General features: G+C 69.6%; 18 protein-coding genes. 12 read left to right on the forward strand and 6 right to left on the reverse strand.

Features of this window, described 5'->3' with window-relative positions; genetic code table 11:
- The 4 genes from DMC18_RS09770 to DMC18_RS27160 form a co-directional block, all read left to right on the forward strand.
- Positions 1–568, forward strand: a 568-nt coding sequence (locus tag DMC18_RS09770; protein WP_110132901.1) for a DUF2975 domain-containing protein, incomplete at its 5' end; no start/stop codon positions are given.
- Positions 568–804 (forward strand): helix-turn-helix transcriptional regulator, encoded by a 237-nt coding sequence (locus DMC18_RS09775; RefSeq protein WP_110119325.1) that lies wholly within the window; start codon positions 568–570, stop codon positions 802–804. The genes DMC18_RS09770 and DMC18_RS09775, both read left to right, overlap by 1 nt.
- A gap of 32 nt (positions 805–836) precedes the next feature.
- Positions 837–1724 carry an alpha/beta fold hydrolase gene (locus DMC18_RS09780; protein WP_110119326.1) on the forward strand — a complete coding sequence of 296 codons (888 nt, stop codon included), beginning with the start codon at positions 837–839 and terminating at the stop codon, positions 1722–1724.
- A 22-nt stretch (positions 1725–1746) separates the two neighbouring features.
- The gene (locus DMC18_RS27160) at positions 1747–1878 is read left to right on the forward strand and encodes a hypothetical protein (RefSeq protein ID WP_255580316.1); all 132 of its coding nucleotides are present in this window, start codon (positions 1747–1749) and stop codon (positions 1876–1878) included.
- A 141-nt stretch (positions 1879–2019) separates the two neighbouring features.
- Here DMC18_RS27160 and DMC18_RS09785 read toward each other — a convergent pair whose 3' ends face one another.
- Positions 2020–2493 (reverse strand): EF-hand domain-containing protein, encoded by a 474-nt coding sequence (locus DMC18_RS09785; RefSeq protein WP_110119327.1) that lies wholly within the window; start codon positions 2491–2493, stop codon positions 2020–2022.
- Between the two features lie 8 nt (positions 2494–2501).
- On the reverse strand, positions 2502–3284 hold the full coding sequence (locus DMC18_RS09790; protein ID WP_110119328.1) for a DUF4198 domain-containing protein: 783 nt from the start codon (positions 3282–3284) through the stop codon (positions 2502–2504).
- A 162-nt stretch (positions 3285–3446) separates the two neighbouring features.
- Between DMC18_RS09790 and DMC18_RS09795 the strand changes: the two genes are divergently transcribed.
- The 7 genes from DMC18_RS09795 to DMC18_RS09825 all read left to right on the forward strand — a co-directional run bounded on the left by DMC18_RS09795 (position 3447) and on the right by DMC18_RS09825 (position 10697).
- Positions 3447–5672 carry a TonB-dependent hemoglobin/transferrin/lactoferrin family receptor gene (locus tag DMC18_RS09795; protein ID WP_110119329.1) on the forward strand — a complete coding sequence of 742 codons (2226 nt, stop codon included), beginning with the start codon at positions 3447–3449 and terminating at the stop codon, positions 5670–5672.
- Positions 5673–5914: 242 nt separating this feature from the next.
- The gene (locus tag DMC18_RS09800; RefSeq protein WP_110119330.1) at positions 5915–6520 is read left to right on the forward strand and encodes a YqaA family protein; all 606 of its coding nucleotides are present in this window, start codon (positions 5915–5917) and stop codon (positions 6518–6520) included.
- Positions 6517–7071 (forward strand): disulfide bond formation protein B, encoded by a 555-nt coding sequence (locus DMC18_RS09805; protein WP_110119331.1) that lies wholly within the window; start codon positions 6517–6519, stop codon positions 7069–7071. Before DMC18_RS09800 ends, DMC18_RS09805 begins: the two co-directional genes overlap by 4 nt.
- A 2-nt stretch (positions 7072–7073) precedes the next feature.
- Positions 7074–7646, forward strand: a complete 573-nt coding sequence (locus tag DMC18_RS09810; RefSeq protein WP_110119332.1) for a demethoxyubiquinone hydroxylase family protein — start codon at positions 7074–7076, stop codon at positions 7644–7646.
- Positions 7647–7688: 42 nt separating this feature from the next.
- Entirely contained in the window at positions 7689–8240 is a 552-nt protein-coding gene (locus DMC18_RS09815) for a YcxB family protein (RefSeq protein WP_110119333.1), read from the forward strand.
- A 66-nt stretch (positions 8241–8306) separates the two neighbouring features.
- Complete coding sequence (locus tag DMC18_RS09820) at positions 8307–10097, forward strand: M1 family metallopeptidase (RefSeq protein WP_233248109.1); 1791 nt, start codon at positions 8307–8309, stop codon at positions 10095–10097.
- An 81-nt stretch (positions 10098–10178) separates the two neighbouring features.
- The gene (locus DMC18_RS09825; RefSeq protein ID WP_110119336.1) at positions 10179–10697 is read left to right on the forward strand and encodes a VanZ family protein; all 519 of its coding nucleotides are present in this window, start codon (positions 10179–10181) and stop codon (positions 10695–10697) included.
- Positions 10698–10709: 12 nt separating this feature from the next.
- On the opposite strand, the gene DMC18_RS09830 is transcribed toward DMC18_RS09825, so the two are convergent.
- Positions 10710–10994, reverse strand: a complete 285-nt coding sequence (locus DMC18_RS09830) for a hypothetical protein (RefSeq protein ID WP_110119337.1) — start codon at positions 10992–10994, stop codon at positions 10710–10712.
- A 153-nt stretch (positions 10995–11147) separates the two neighbouring features.
- Between DMC18_RS09830 and DMC18_RS09835 the strand changes: the two genes are divergently transcribed.
- A complete protein-coding gene (locus DMC18_RS09835) occupies positions 11148–11987 on the forward strand; it encodes an alpha/beta fold hydrolase (protein WP_110119338.1) in 840 nt (279 codons plus the stop codon).
- A gap of 4 nt (positions 11988–11991) precedes the next feature.
- Here the strand turns inward: DMC18_RS09835 and DMC18_RS09840 are convergent, their stop codons facing one another.
- The 3 genes from DMC18_RS09840 to DMC18_RS09850 all read right to left on the reverse strand — a co-directional run.
- The gene (locus DMC18_RS09840) at positions 11992–12258 is read right to left on the reverse strand and encodes a DNA-binding transcriptional regulator (RefSeq protein ID WP_110119339.1); all 267 of its coding nucleotides are present in this window, start codon (positions 12256–12258) and stop codon (positions 11992–11994) included.
- Positions 12259–12386: 128 nt separating this feature from the next.
- On the reverse strand, positions 12387–12854 hold the full coding sequence (locus tag DMC18_RS09845; protein WP_110119340.1) for a hypothetical protein: 468 nt from the start codon (positions 12852–12854) through the stop codon (positions 12387–12389).
- Between the two features lie 42 nt (positions 12855–12896).
- Positions 12897–14000: helicase C-terminal domain-containing protein (locus tag DMC18_RS09850; protein ID WP_304538855.1), on the reverse strand; the 1104-nt coding region annotated here is incomplete at its 5' end.

Consider the following 14000-nt stretch of genomic DNA (forward strand, 5'->3'; position numbering starts at 1 on the left):
GCCGGTCGCGCCGCCGCCGCCCTCGGCCAGCCATCGGCGGCTGCGGCTGGGCAGCCGCGCCCTGGCCTGGTTGCTGACCGCCCTGCTGGCGCTCACGGGCCTGATCGCCGGCGTGCTGATCCTGGCGGTGCTGGCCTGGCCGGGCGAGAATTTCCGCATCGGCCCGACGGCGGCCTGGATCGGCAAGGGACCGCCGGACTCGGTGGCCTTCGCCTCGCTGTCGCTCCCGCACCGCGCCGCCTACGCCCTGGTCGGCGCGTTACGCATCGCGCCGGTGCTGGCGATCCTGGCCCACCTGCGCGCGCTCTTTCTGCTCTATGCCGGCGGCGAGGTGTTCGGCGCGGCCAACGCCCGCCACATCGGCCGGGTCGGCGCCTGGCTGTGCGCCTACGCCGTCTCGCCGTTCCTCTGCCACCTCTTCCTGTCGGCGACCGGCTGGGAGATCGACAGGAACTGGTTCCACCTCTCGAGCATCCAGGGCCTGATCCTGGGCCTGCTGGTCTTCGTCATCGCCCAGGTGATGCAGGTCGGCCGCGAGATCGAGGAAGACCGGGACGCGTTCATCTGATGCCGATCCTCGTCCGCCTCGACGTCATGCTGGCCCGCCGCAAGGTGCGTTCCAACACCCTGGCCCGCGCCGTCGGCATCACCGACGCCAATCTCTCTCTGCTCAAGTCGGGCAAGGTGAAGGGCCTGCGCCTGTCCACCCTCGACGCCATCTGCCGCTACCTCGACTGCCAGCCGGGCGACATCCTCGAATACCTGCCTGACGACGGCGTCGAAGAGATCCGCGACGCGGGCTGAGCCCCGCCCTTCCCTCACATCGGAGACGAAAGATGCGCCTTCTTTTCACGCCCGCTTGGGCGATCGCGGCCGCATGCCTGCTGCTCGCCGCTCCCGCCATAGCCCAGCCCGCCGAGACCTTCGTCGAGGTGGAGAACGGACGCCTGGCCTACGAGACCTGCGGCCGGGGCGAGACCACCCTGGTGCTGCTGCACGACGGCATACTGCACAAGGCCGCTTTCGACGCCGCCTGGCCAGCCCTGTGCGAGCGCTACAGGGTCGTGCGCTACGACCGGCGCGGCTTCGGCGCCTCGACGCCCGCCGCCGCGCCCTATCAGACGGTCAGGGACCTGGAGGCGGTGATCGCCGCCCTGAAGATCGAGCGGCCGGTGCTGGTGGGATCCTCTGCCGGAAGCGGCCTGGCCGTCGACTACGCCCTGGCCCATCCGGACGGCGTCTCGCGCCTGGTGCTGGTCGGCCCCTTCGTGGCGGGGTTCAAGCCCTCGGCCGGCTTCATCGCGCGGGGACTGAAGCTGATGACCCTGTTCAAGCTGGGCGACATCGAGGGCGCGGCGCGCGATCCCTACATCCTGACCAAGGACGCGGACGCTCAGCGCCATTGGGTGGTGGATCAGCTGAAGGCCCATCCGGGCAATGTCGGCGCGAACCAGAAGGAGCGCTTCGCCGTCGATGCGAAACCGCGGCTGGCGGAGATCAAGGTCCCGACCCTGATCCTGGTCGGCGAGATCGACATCGAAGACGTGCAGGACCAGGCCAAGGCCCTGGAGACCGCCCTGCCCGGCGCGAAACGCGTCGTGGTCCCGGCCAGCGGCCACTTCCTCTATCTCGAGCGCCCCGAGGCTTTCGTGCGGGCGATCGAGGACTTCGTCGTCTCCAACGCAAGCGTGGCTGGACAATCCGCCAAGATGGAGATCAATTGATATTACAATCTGGAGACGACCAATGACTCGGCGCGACCGCTCGCTGGCCCTGCTCTACGCCATCGCCGCCTTCCTGGCGCTGAACGTGCTGATCGGCGACGAGGTGCGCGGCTTCAAGGACGGCCTGGTCGCCGGCTTCAGCGACGAGCGCTAGGTCGGTCTGGGGTATCGCCCCCGGCTCCTCAAGGGGATGAACGGAGCCAGGGGCGGCGGCGGCCCGCAGCCCCCCAGGCTTTCGCGGAGCGGTCGCGAGGACCGCTCACGCGTCAGACCGCCGATCTCAGTTGGTGTCGGCTCAGTTGGTGTCGGCGGGGATCGGGTCGGCCGCCGAGACGGTCCCGTCCTTGTTGGTGTCGTGGGTCACGAACATCCGCCAGCCCGAATAGGCGAACTCGGCCGGGGTGATCGCGCCGCTCTTGTCGCTGTCGAGCACGCCGAAACGCACGTCGGCCTGGCGCATCTGGCGCACGCGCTCCTCTTCCTTCTTCTCGGCCGTGTCGGGCGAGGCGGCGAGGCGCTTTTCGAGACGCGCCTTGAACTCGCCGACGTACTCTTCCTTGGAGAGCGAGCCGTTCTTGTCGGCGTCGATCGCCTTGAACAGCTGGTCGCGGGTGATGACGAACTCTTCCTTGGTGACCACGCCGTCGCCGTTGACGTCCTGTTCCTTGATGAAGGTGTCGCGGGCGTGCGAGGCGGCCAGGGCCGGGGCGGAGAAGATGCTCAGGGGGGCGGCCAGGGCGGCGGCCAGGATGAGGCTCTTGCGGATCATGTCGGTTCTCAGCGCAGGGATTCGAAGGTCAGGGAGTAGGTGTGGCTCTGGCCGGGCTGGCCCTCGGCGGCCGGGGCCACGCGATAGCGGGCCTGGATCTGGTAGACGCCCGAGTGGTCCGGCTTGATCTCGAAGCGGCCCTGGGCGTCGCTCTTGACGGTGACCGGGGCGGCCTTGGCGTCGGAATAGCGGTCGTTGCCGCCGGTCAGCGTGACCTCCTGGCCGGCCACCGGCTTGCCGTCGTACAGCACCACGAACTTGGCCGCCTGGCCGGTGGTGATGTCGCTGGGATGGGTGACCGCCTGGAACTCCAGGCCCTTGCCGACCGGGGCCAGGGCGGCCGTGCTCGGCGCGCCGCGGGTCACGTAGACGTCGGCGGTGGTGATGCTCTGCATGTCCACGACCTGGACGCCGGCGGGCGCCTTGCCCGGCTCCATGAACTCCCACTCGCCCTTGATCAGGGCGGCCTTGCCGACCCGGCCGACGCGCTGGCCGGTGGTGACGCGGTAGGTGCCGGCGGCCTCGACCGGGGCTTCGACCAGCGCCATCTCGCGCAGGTAGGTCGGGGTCAGCGGCTTGCGCTGGCCGTCCGGGCCGACCACGGCGTAGGTGTCGGACTTCATCGCCACTTCAGGCGTGAAGAAGGTCTCGGTGAACGAGCCCTGCACGGTGACGATCTTCCGGTCGGAGACGTCGAAGGTGCTGGGCAGCATGTAGGGCGAGTGGGCGTGCGCCAGGCCGGCCAGGCCCAGGCCCGCCAGCAGCGCCGCCGAAGCGAGCATGGTCTTCATCGGAATCCCCCTTCCAGGACGATCGGTCGTTGCAGAGGCTCCTATTGCGGATGAATCTAAGAATCAATTGCAAATAACTTGACCAGGCCGCCAGACGGTTTTAGCACGCTGCCAACGAATGCGAACAATTCGCATCAAGGCCGACTACCTGGGGGTTCTTCCTTGTCTCGCAACACGCTCTTCTTCGCCGCCGCATCCGCCGCCGCCCTGCTCTGCTCGGCGGCCGCCCACGCCGCCGACGCGCCTGACGCCCCCGCCGGCGACGTGGCCGAACTCGACAAGATCACCGTCACCGCCACCCGCGGCGAGAAGTCGGTGCTCGACGTCCCGGCGACCGTCACCGTGACGACCAGCCAGGAGATCGAGGACGCTCTGATCGAGGACGTGAAGGACCTGGTGCGCTTCGAGCCGGGCGTCTCGGTGCGCAGCGCCCCCTCGCGCTTCACCGCCGCCGGCGCCTCGACGGGCCGCGACGGCAACGCCGGCTTCGCCATCCGGGGCCTCGAAGGCAACCGCGTGCTGATCATGGTCGACGGCGTCCGCATCCCGGACAGCTACGCCTTCGGCGCCCAGTCCGCCGGTCGCGGCGACTATGTCGACGTCGACGTGCTGAAGTCGGTCGAGATCGTCCGCGGCCCGGCCTCGGCCCTCTACGGCAGCGACGGCCTGGCCGGCTCGGTCAGCTTCTTCACCAAGGACCCGGCCGACATCCTGCAGGGCAAGGACTTCGCCGCCCGCGGCCGCGTCGGCTATTCGTCGGCCGACGAAAGCTGGAGCGAAAGCGCCCTGGTCGCCGGTTCGACCGGCCGCTGGGAAGGCCTGCTGGCCTACACCCGCCGCGACGGCCACGAGACCGAGACCCAAGGGACCAACGCCTCGCGCACCGTCGCCCGCACGGTCGCCAACCCCGAGGACAACCAGTCCAACGCTGTGCTCGGCAAGCTGGTCTTCAACCTCGACGACCGTAACAAGTTCACCCTGACGCTCGACCACCTGGACCGCGACATCGACTGGAACGTGCTGTCGGCGATCGCGATCAGCCCGACGGCCTCGACCTCGGTCATCGGCCTGACGGCCTTCGACAAGATGCGTCGCGACCGGGTCAGCCTGTCCCACGTCTTCACCGGCGGCGACGGCTTCATCGAGAGCGCCCGCACCACCGCCTACTACCAGAACAGCACGACCCGGCAGTACTCGGCCGAGGACCGCAACACCGCCGCCGACCGCACCCGCGACGCCAAGTTCGACAACGAGGTGTTCGGCGGCGCGCTGGAACTGGTCAGCAAGGCCGAGCTTGGCGGCGCCGAGCACCGCATCGTCTGGGGCGCCGACGCCTCGCTGACCCAGCAGCAGAGCCTGCGCACGGGCACCGTTCCGCCGGCCGGCGAGACTTTCCCCAACCGCGCCTTCCCGACCACCGACTACACCCTAGTCGGCGCCTATGTGCAGGACGAGTTCGCGGCCGGTCCGGTCACCTTCTACCCGGCCCTGCGCTACGACTACTACAAGCTCGACCCGAAGAACGACCCGCTGTTCACGGCCAACACCCCGGTCGGCCAGAGCGACTCGCACGTCTCGCCCAAGCTGTCGGCGGTCTGGAAGGTCGACGACCTGATCAGCGTGTTCGCCAACGCCGCCAGCGGCTTCAAGGCCCCCGCCCCGTCGCAGGTCAACAACGGCTTCTCGAACCCGACCAGCTTCTACACGGCCATCTCGAACCCCAACCTGAAGCCGGAAACCAGCCGCAGCTTCGAGCTGGGCGTCCGTCTGCGCCGTCCGACCTGGAACCTCGGCGTCACCGGCTTCACCGGCAAGTACGACGACTTCATCGAGCAGGTTCAGGTCAGCGGCGCGTTCACCGCCGCCAACCCGGCCGTCTATCAGTACGTCAACCTGGCCGAGGCCGAGATCAGCGGCGCCGAGGCCCGCGGCGAGATCCTGATCGGCGACAACTGGCGCCTGATCGGCACGGCCGCCTACGCCCGCGGCTTCTCGACCAACACCGCCGGCGTCAGCACGGCGCTGCAGTCGGTCGATCCGGCCAAGTTCACGGCCGGCCTGTCCTACCGTGACCCGGCCGGTCGCTTCGGCGGCCAGTTCAACGTCATGCACGTGCAGAAGAAGTCGTTCGACAGCCTGGGCGTCACCTGTTCGGGGACCTGCTTCGCCCCGCCGGCGTTCAGCACCGCCGACCTCACCGGCTACTGGAACGTCACCCAGGCCGTCACCGTGCGCGGCGGCGTCTTCAACCTGACCGACGAAAAGTACTGGTGGTGGAGCGACGTGCGCGGCGCGACCACCACCGCGACCGCCACCCAGCCGGTGGTCGTCGACGGCTACACCGCTCCTGGCCGCAACTACAGCGTCTCGCTGGCGGTCAAGTTCTAGAGGTCGCTCCCCCGACCTCTTTCGAGACGCGCGGTCGTAATGTTGCGGCGACCGCGTGGCCCCGTCCTCCTCCGCGCCATGTCGGCCCGGCGCCTGGAGGACGGGGCGTTTTATTGTCTGGAAGGCCCCTTCGCGCACGCCTTCGCATCGCCTTGAAAAGAACCGCAACACACCGGCGCATCGGCCGGGACAAGCGCCCCGCCCCCTGCTAGCAACGGCGCGTTCCGCAAATGGGAGTCCGCATGCTGCGCCGCCTCTACGACTGGGTCATGGGCCTCGCCGCCTCGCGCCACGCCCCTACCAGCCTGTTCGCCGTCTCCTTCGCCGAAAGCTCGTTCTTCCCCGTTCCGCCGGACATCATGCTGGCTCCGATGGTGCTGGCCCGGCCCGACCGCGCCTGGCGCTACGCCGCCCTCTGCACCCTGGCCTCGGTGCTCGGCGGCATCGTGGGCTACGGCATCGGCTTCTTCTTCACGGCCGGCGCGCAGCAGCTGCTGGCCATGCTGGGCAAGCCGACCGCCCTGGCCGACGCCGAGTGCTGGTACAATCAGTGGGGCTCCTGGGTGATCATCGCCAAGGGCTTCACCCCGATCCCGTTCAAGCTGGTGACGATCACCTCGGGCCTGCTGCACTTCAGCTTCCCGATCTTCGTGGCGGCCTGCACCGCGACCCGCGCCGGACGGTTCTTCCTGGTCGCCTTTGTCGTCAAGAAGTTCGGCCCCACCCTGCTGCCGGTGATCGAGCGTCGCCTGGCCCTGGTGGCCGGCGGTTTGATCCTGCTCCTTGTCATCGGTCTCGGCGCGAGCCATTTCCTAGGGGGAAGCAGCGGAGGCGCGTGCGCCGGATGACCACCGACACCCCGACGATCCAGGCCGGCCCCCTCGTTCCCAAGCGTCCGCCGCTGGACTGGATCGCCCGGCGCTGGCCGGTCCTGGCCCTGGCCGCCAGCGCCATCATGCTGGGCGCGGCCCACGCCTTCGAGACCTTCGGGGGCCTGGCGCCCTGCCACCTGTGTCTCAAGCAGCGCGAGGTCTACTGGGTCGCCGGGACCGTCGGCCTGATCGCCGCGATCCTGCAGCGCACGGCCCTTTGGCCGCGCCTGCGCCGCCCGGCCCTGTGGCTGCTGGGCGCGATCTTCCTCTACGGCGCGGGCCTGGCGGCCTTCCACGCCGGCGTCGAATGGAAGTGGTGGCCCGGCCCCACCACCTGCACCGGCGGGGGTCTGGCCACCTCCGACGACCTGGTGGCCATGCTGAAGGGCGCCAAGATCGCCGCCCCGATGTGCGACAAGGCCGCCTGGGTGTTCCTGGGCCTGTCGATGGCCGGCTGGAACGCCCTCGTCTCGCTGGGCCTGGCCGTCGTCTCGGCCTTCGCCGCCCTTCGCAAGCAGGAGGCCTGAACATGAGCGCCGCCGAGCAGAAAGCCGTCCCGCCCCGTCCCGGCCGCGGCGCCCAGGCCGCCCGCCTGGCCGAGATCCTGCGCGTCGACCAGGCCGGCGAACTGGCCGCCGTCCACATCTATCGCGGCCAGCAGGCCGTCATGAAGCACGCCCGCGGCCGCGAGCGCATCGCCGAGCAGCTGAAGGAGATGGAGGGCCACGAGCAGGTCCACCTGTCGCGCTTCGACGAACTGCTGGCCGAGCGCAAAGTGCGCCCCACCCTGATGTCGCCCCTCTGGCGCCTGGCGGCCTTCACGCTTGGCGCCGGCACCGCCCTGATCGGCGACAAGGCCGCCCACGCCTGCACCGAGGCCGTGGAGTCGGTGATCGAGAAGCACTACGCCGGCCAGATCGAGGAACTGAAGGATCGCGACCCGGCCCTGGCCGCCGAGCTCTCCAAGTTCCGTGACGACGAGCTGATGCACCGCGACCTCGCCATCGAGGAAGGCGCCCACGAGGCCACGGCCTATCCCCTGCTGAGCGCCGTGATCCAGACCGGCTGCAAGGTGGCCATCAAGCTCAGCGAGAAGCTGTAGCGCCGCCCCTGGCTCATCGCCGGGGTCGTCGAGGGGGAAGACGTGAGCGAAGCGACGGGCCGCCTCGTGGTCGGTGAAAGCACCGCCGCCATGGCCTACATCAAGGCGCGCCGGGGCCTCTCCCCGCGCCAGATGAAGGTCATCCTGCTGGTCAGCATGCTGGCCGTCGGCGTTCCCCTGGCCGCATGGTGGTCGGGATCGTGGTTCAAGGCCCTCCTGTCGGTCGAGTTCGCCATGCTCGGCCTGGGCGTCGGCATCTTCATCGTGCAGCAGGCGACCGGCCCCACGGTGCGCAAGGCCCTCGCCGAACGCGGCCAGGCCTACGAGCAGGCGCTGACCTTCCGCCTGACGCCCGAGGCCCTGGTCTACGACCTCGACGACATGACGATGAGCGCCCGCTGGCCCTGCGTCACCGACCTCTACCGGACCCGCAAATACTGGGTCTTCCTGGTCCAGAGCAGCGCCATGGTCCTGCCGCGGCGCTTCTTTCCGACCGAGGAGGCCGAACGCGCCTTCATCGCGCAGGCCCTGTCGCGGATGACCGACGCGGCGCGCGCCCGCAGCCCGGACGCGACCCGGTTCGTCGCCGCCTAGCACGACCTCTTGGCCTGAGCCCCCGCCTCCCCTACCGATGGCGTCAGTCCATCGCGGGGAGTCGCCTTGCCCATCACGTCCGTCCGGGCCGCCGCCCTCGTCGCCGCCCTGCCGCTGCTGATCGCCGCCGCGCCCGCCGCCAAGCCGTCCAAGGCCGTGAAGCCGCTGCGCGCGCCGCCCACCGCCCAGACCCTGGCCACCGGCGGGGCGCTGAAGCCCGACCAGGCCGGCGTTCGCATCGAGCATGTCGACCTCTCCATCGAGGTCTTCCCCGAGCGCAAGGCCATCGCCGGCGAGGCCGTGCTGGCCCTGCGCGCCGACCGCGACCTGCCGGCCATCGTGCTCGACCTGGACCGCGAGCTGCCAGTGTCGGCGGTGTCGCTGGACGGCCGCGCCCTGCCGGCCTCGGCCTGGCGCAATCCCGACGGCCGCCTGACCATCACCCCGCCCGCACCGATCGCCGCCGGCCATCCGGTCGCCGTGCGCATCCGCTACGGCGGCATACCCGTGGAGGCCAAGCGCGCGCCGTGGGACGGCGGCTTCGTCTGGGCCAAGACGCCCGATGGCCGCCCGTGGATCGCCACCGCCGTGCAGGGCGAGGGCTGCGACCTCTTCTGGCCGTGCATCGACCATCCGACCGGCGAGCCCGACCTCGTCGACCTGCGCGTCACCGTGCCCGCCCCGCTGTCGGCGCCGTCGGGCGGGGTGCTGGTCGACATCAAGGAAGACGGCGGCAAGCGCACCTTCCACTGGCGCATCAAGACCCCCAACACCTACGCCGTCGCCCTCAACATCGGCCCCTATGTCCAGCTGAAGGACACCTACAAGAGCCGCTTCGGCGACAGCTTCCCGATCGAGTTCTGGACGGTCGAAGGCAACGAGGCCAAGGCCCGCGGCCTGTTTGCCCAGTTCGCCCCGATGCTCGACTTCTACGAAGGGATGATCGGCCCCTACCCGTTCCGCTCCGAGAAGATGGGCGCGGTCGAGACCCCGCATCTGGGCATGGAGCACCAGACGCTGAACGCCTATGGCGCCGGCTACGCCCAGGAGATCTACGGCTTCGACTGGCTTCTGCACCATGAGCTGTCGCACGAGTGGTTCGGCAACCAGATGACCAATGTCGACTGGGACGACATGTGGCTGCACGAGGCCTTCGGCACCTACATGCAGCCGCTCTATTCGCAGTGGCTGCACGGCGACATGGAATACATGGTCCGCCTGAACGAGATGCGGGTGAAGACCTTCAACAAGTTCCCGATCGTCTCGGGCAAGCCGATGGAGGAAGAGGCCGTCTACGACGCCAAGGTCGGGCCGGGGACCGACATCTACTACAAGGGCGCCAACATGCTGCACAGCTTGCGCGCCCTGATCGGCGACAAGGCCTTCTTCCAGGCCACCCGGGTGCTGGTCTATGGCCGCCCTGATCCGAAGCCCGGCAACTTCGCGCCGCGCTACGCGGTGACCGACGACTTCATCAAGGCGGTGAACGACGCCACCGGCGCCGACTACGGCTGGTTCTTCGACGCCTATCTGCGTCATGCGCAGCTGCCGGATCTGGTCGAGACCCGCGAGGGCGACGATCTGGTGCTGGCCTGGAAGACACCGGCCGGGCGCTTCCCGATGCCGGTCGAGGTCAAGGTCGGCGACAAGGTCGTCACCCTGCCGATGGCCGACGGAACGGGCCGGGTGCGGGTGGCGGGCGCGGTTCCGGTGATCGTCGATCCGGGCTCGAAGATCCTGCGCCGCCAGCCCTATCTGGAGGCCTACCACGCCTGGAAGACGGCCAAGGACGCCAGCGACAAAGCCAAGGTCGATGGGGCAAAGGCCGATGGGGCCAAGGCCGCCAAGCCGAAATAGTCATCTTCCGTTGACTGTGTTCCTTCACGGTTTGCGAGGCATGCGGCCTTAGGACTCAGGTCTCCACCGCGAGCCGAGTCCATGCTGACGCCCAACCATGTCGTGACCGCCGCCAAGGCCGTTCTGTTCGTCGGCGCGGGAACCGCCGTGACCCTGATGCTCGGCCCGTACCAGGGCCTGGAGCAGGCGTTCGGCCTCAGCGACAAGGCCGCCCACGCCCTGGCCTTCGGCGGGCTGACGGCGGTGTCGTTCCTGGCCTTCCCGCGCATGCGCCGCAACGACCTGGCGGTCGCCGCGATCCTGCTGGGCGCCAGCATCGAGGTCGCCCAGTTCTTCGCCCACCGCAGCGCCAGCGTCACCGACCTGGCGGCCGACGCGGTCGGCGTGGCGGTGGTCTATCTCGCCAGCCACATCGAAGCCGTGCGCCGCGACGCCCGCGAGCGCGGGGCCATGGATTTCGCCGACATCTCGGCCCAGAAGAACCGTCGCCGCCGTCGCCGCGGCAACGTGGTCATGCCCGCCGCGGAATCGGCCGAAGCCGAGAGCGCCCGCGGCGGCTTCGCCGCCCGCGCCACCGCGCGGTTCCCGCGCGGGGCCTGAGGCTCTGGCGGATCAGGTGATCCGCTTGACGCTGACCGGGTCGCTGCCCGGGAAACTCTCTTCCAGGCCCTCGTCGAGCAGGGCTTCCTGACGGCTTTCCGAGCACTCGACCTTCTCGGCCAGCTGGTCGTGCTTCTCGCCCTCGGCCAGCGGCTTTTCGGCCAGCTTGGCGTGCGGCGCCTCGATATGACGGTCCTCGGGCTTCAGCTTGGCCTCCGAAGCCGCGTCGGCGGTGCTGGACGCCGTGCCGTGCGTGAAGTGGCGGCCGTCTTCCTGATGATGCTTGTGACCGATCATGATCGGCTTCTCCCGTTCTTCGCCCGAAGGGGCGTCGGGAAGTAAACCCGCCGACCAAGGTGAGGGTTGCCCCTTGATCTAGAAACAGCCCTTCCAGAAACAGGCGAACGTCGACCACCAGACAATCGGTGCGAAGCGCGCTATGCAAACCACATGCAAAAGTCGCTTCCGCTGCTCGCCTGTCTCCTGCTCGGCGCCTGCGCCGCCACGCCGACACGCGCGCCGGGTCCCACGCCGAGCCTGGCCGTCGAGACCCGCAGCTATGCGACCACGCCCCTGCCCGCGCCGGTCGACCTGCCGCCGGTCGAGGCCTTCGCCGCCGCCGGCTTCACCGCCCCCGACGGCGTGCGCCTGCCCTATCGCCTGCTGTCGCCCAACACCAAGGAGCGCCTGCCGCTGGTCGTGGTGCTGCACGGCTCGGGCGCGGTGGGCGACGACAACAAGGCCCAGATGGGCGCCTTCGCCCGCAGCTGGGCCCGCCCCGAGACGGCCAAGGCCTTCCCGGCCTTCGTGCTCGTCCCCCAGGCTCCGAACCGCACGGCCGACTACGCCAAGGGCGCCGACCGCCTGCTGGCCTCGCGCCCGGGCGCCAGCCTGCCGGCCATACTGGCCCTGATCGACGACCTGGCGACCCGCCTGCCGATCGACACCGACCGCATCTACCTCGTCGGCTTCTCGATGGGCGGCTCGGCGGCGATGAACGCCGCAGCCGCGCAGCCGGGCAAGTTCGCGGCCGTGGTCGCCTTCTCCGGCGTGCCGCCCGAACGCGCCCGTGCGGCCAAGGTCGCCCCGACCCCGGTGCTGATCGTCCATGGCGACAAGGACCGCGAGAACCCCTACGCCCCGGACCTGGCCTGGGCCGCCGCCCTGGCCGACGCCGGCGGCGCGGTGCGCTTCGTCTCCTACCGGGGCATGGCCCACGTCGTGCCGCCAGACATGATGCACGACAGCGCCTGGCGCGAATGGCTGTTCGCGCAGAAGCGGGGGAAGTGAGGCCCTAAAGCCCCGCCCGGTTCAGCGCCTCGCGCACCACCTCGGGCGCGTGGTCGATGACCCGCAGATAGGCCAGCATGGCCGCGTCGGGACGAGCCTCGCCGTGTTCCAGCTCGCTCAGCGTCGGCAGGGGGATGGCGAAGGCGCGGGAGAATTCGGCCTGGGAGAGGCCGCTACGCCAGCGCACCGCCTGAACCAGGGCTCGGGAAGACCGGACCTCGCTGGGCGCGGCCTTGTCGTCGATGGCGAGATCGGTGGTGGTCACGGCCATAGGATCGCTCCCTTCGCTGCTCTTCTCCCCACCGCCTCTCTATACCCGCTCGATTGCACAAATTCGACGGTCGGGAGTCGTCAATACGACGGTTCGGAGGCTAGCGGGGCCGCAGACCGACGCGGGCCTCAGCCCTGCGGCTTGGCCAGCAGCGCCCGCGCCTTGACCTCGACGGCCTCGACGCCCTTCAGCGGGTCGCCGGCGTCGTCGAGGATGTTGGAAAAGCGCTTGAGGTCCTGGGTGCTGATCCGCTTGATCTTGCGGTCGCGCGCCCATTCCATGCCGATCATCTGTCCCAGCTTGCAGGCCTTGGGCAGCAGGGCTGGCTTCTCGGATGCGCCGCCCTTGTTGATCAGCTTGGTGACGATGTCGTTCCAGTTGGGCGAGCCGGGGAAGCACAGCGACAGATCCTGGCAGTTGCCCGTCCAGAAGCGCTTGTACCAGCGGGCGTGCTCGTCGTTCTCGAACCGCAGGCTGCGGGTGGGCTGGACCACGTTCAGGCAATCGCCGCGCACGAACTCCTGCGCCGACGCCGAGCCGGCCATCACGCCGGCGAGCAGCAGGGCCGTCGCCCCGATAGGAAACCGCAACTTCATCCTCCTGATATCCTCCCCCCACGGAGGATGATCACGTCGCCTTTAATCCCGCGCTTCGGACAGAAATGCGGCCGTCGCTTCAATGACTTCGACGAGCGTGAGTCTCTCTATCGTCACCCCTTCGGGCAGGCTTGAAAAGAGCCTGGTGGGGGCGGCCGCATCCAGCATGACGAAGACGCCGCGATCGTCGGCCCGGCGGATCAGGCGGCCGAAGGCCTGGCTGATGCGGGCGCGGGCGATGGAGTCGTCATAGCCCTTGCCGCCGAACTTGGTCCGCCGGGCCTTGTGCAGGATGTCCGGACGCGGCCAGGGCACGCGGTCGAAGACCAGCAGGCGCAAGGATCGGCCCGGCACGTCGACGCCATCCCTGATCGCGTCTGTGCCCAGCAGGCAGGCGTCCTCCTCGGCCCGGAAGATGTCGACCAGCGCCCCGGCCTCCAGCGGATCGACATGCTGGGCGTAGAGCGGCAGGCCCTTGTCGGCCAGCGGCGCGGCGATGCGCTCGTGCACGGCCTTCAGCCGGCGGATGGCGGTGAACAGGCCCAGCGCCCCGCCATTGGCCGCCAGGAAGAGTTCGCGCATGGCGGCCGAGACCTGGCGCGCATCCTCCTTGTTGACGTCGGTGACGACGAAGGCGCGGGCGTTCTTCTCGTAGTCGAAGGGCGAGACCAGACGCAGCACCTTGGGCGGCTGCGGCAGGCGGGCCGCGCCAGTGCGCATCTCGGCCAGAGCGAAGGGATCTTCCAGCGCCGGATCGACCAGGGTGGCGCTGGTCACCAGCACGCCGTGGGCCGGGGAAAGCACCGCCGCACGCAGGGGCTCGGTCGGGTCCACCCAGTGGCGGCGGCAGGCCGCATCGACAACCCGGCCGTAGAGGAAGGTGGCCTCGAACCAGTCGACGAAATCGGGATCGTCTTCGGCGTCCTCGTCGATGGCCTTGAGGATCGAGCGCCAGGCCGGCAGGGTCATGCGCGCCCGCCGGTCCAGGCCCCGCAGCGCGCCTTCGATGCGGGCGCGTTCGGATGGCCCCAGGTGCTCGGCGTCCTCGTCGAGCACATCCTCCAGCTGGCGGGCCAGGGCCAGCAGCGGGGCCTCGATGCCGGCCAGGGCGCGAGCGGCCTCGCCGGCCCGCTCGCGCACCAGCTC

The organism is Caulobacter sp. D5, assembly GCF_003185805.1.
In the GTDB taxonomy this organism is placed as follows: Bacteria; Pseudomonadota; Alphaproteobacteria; order Caulobacterales; family Caulobacteraceae; genus Caulobacter.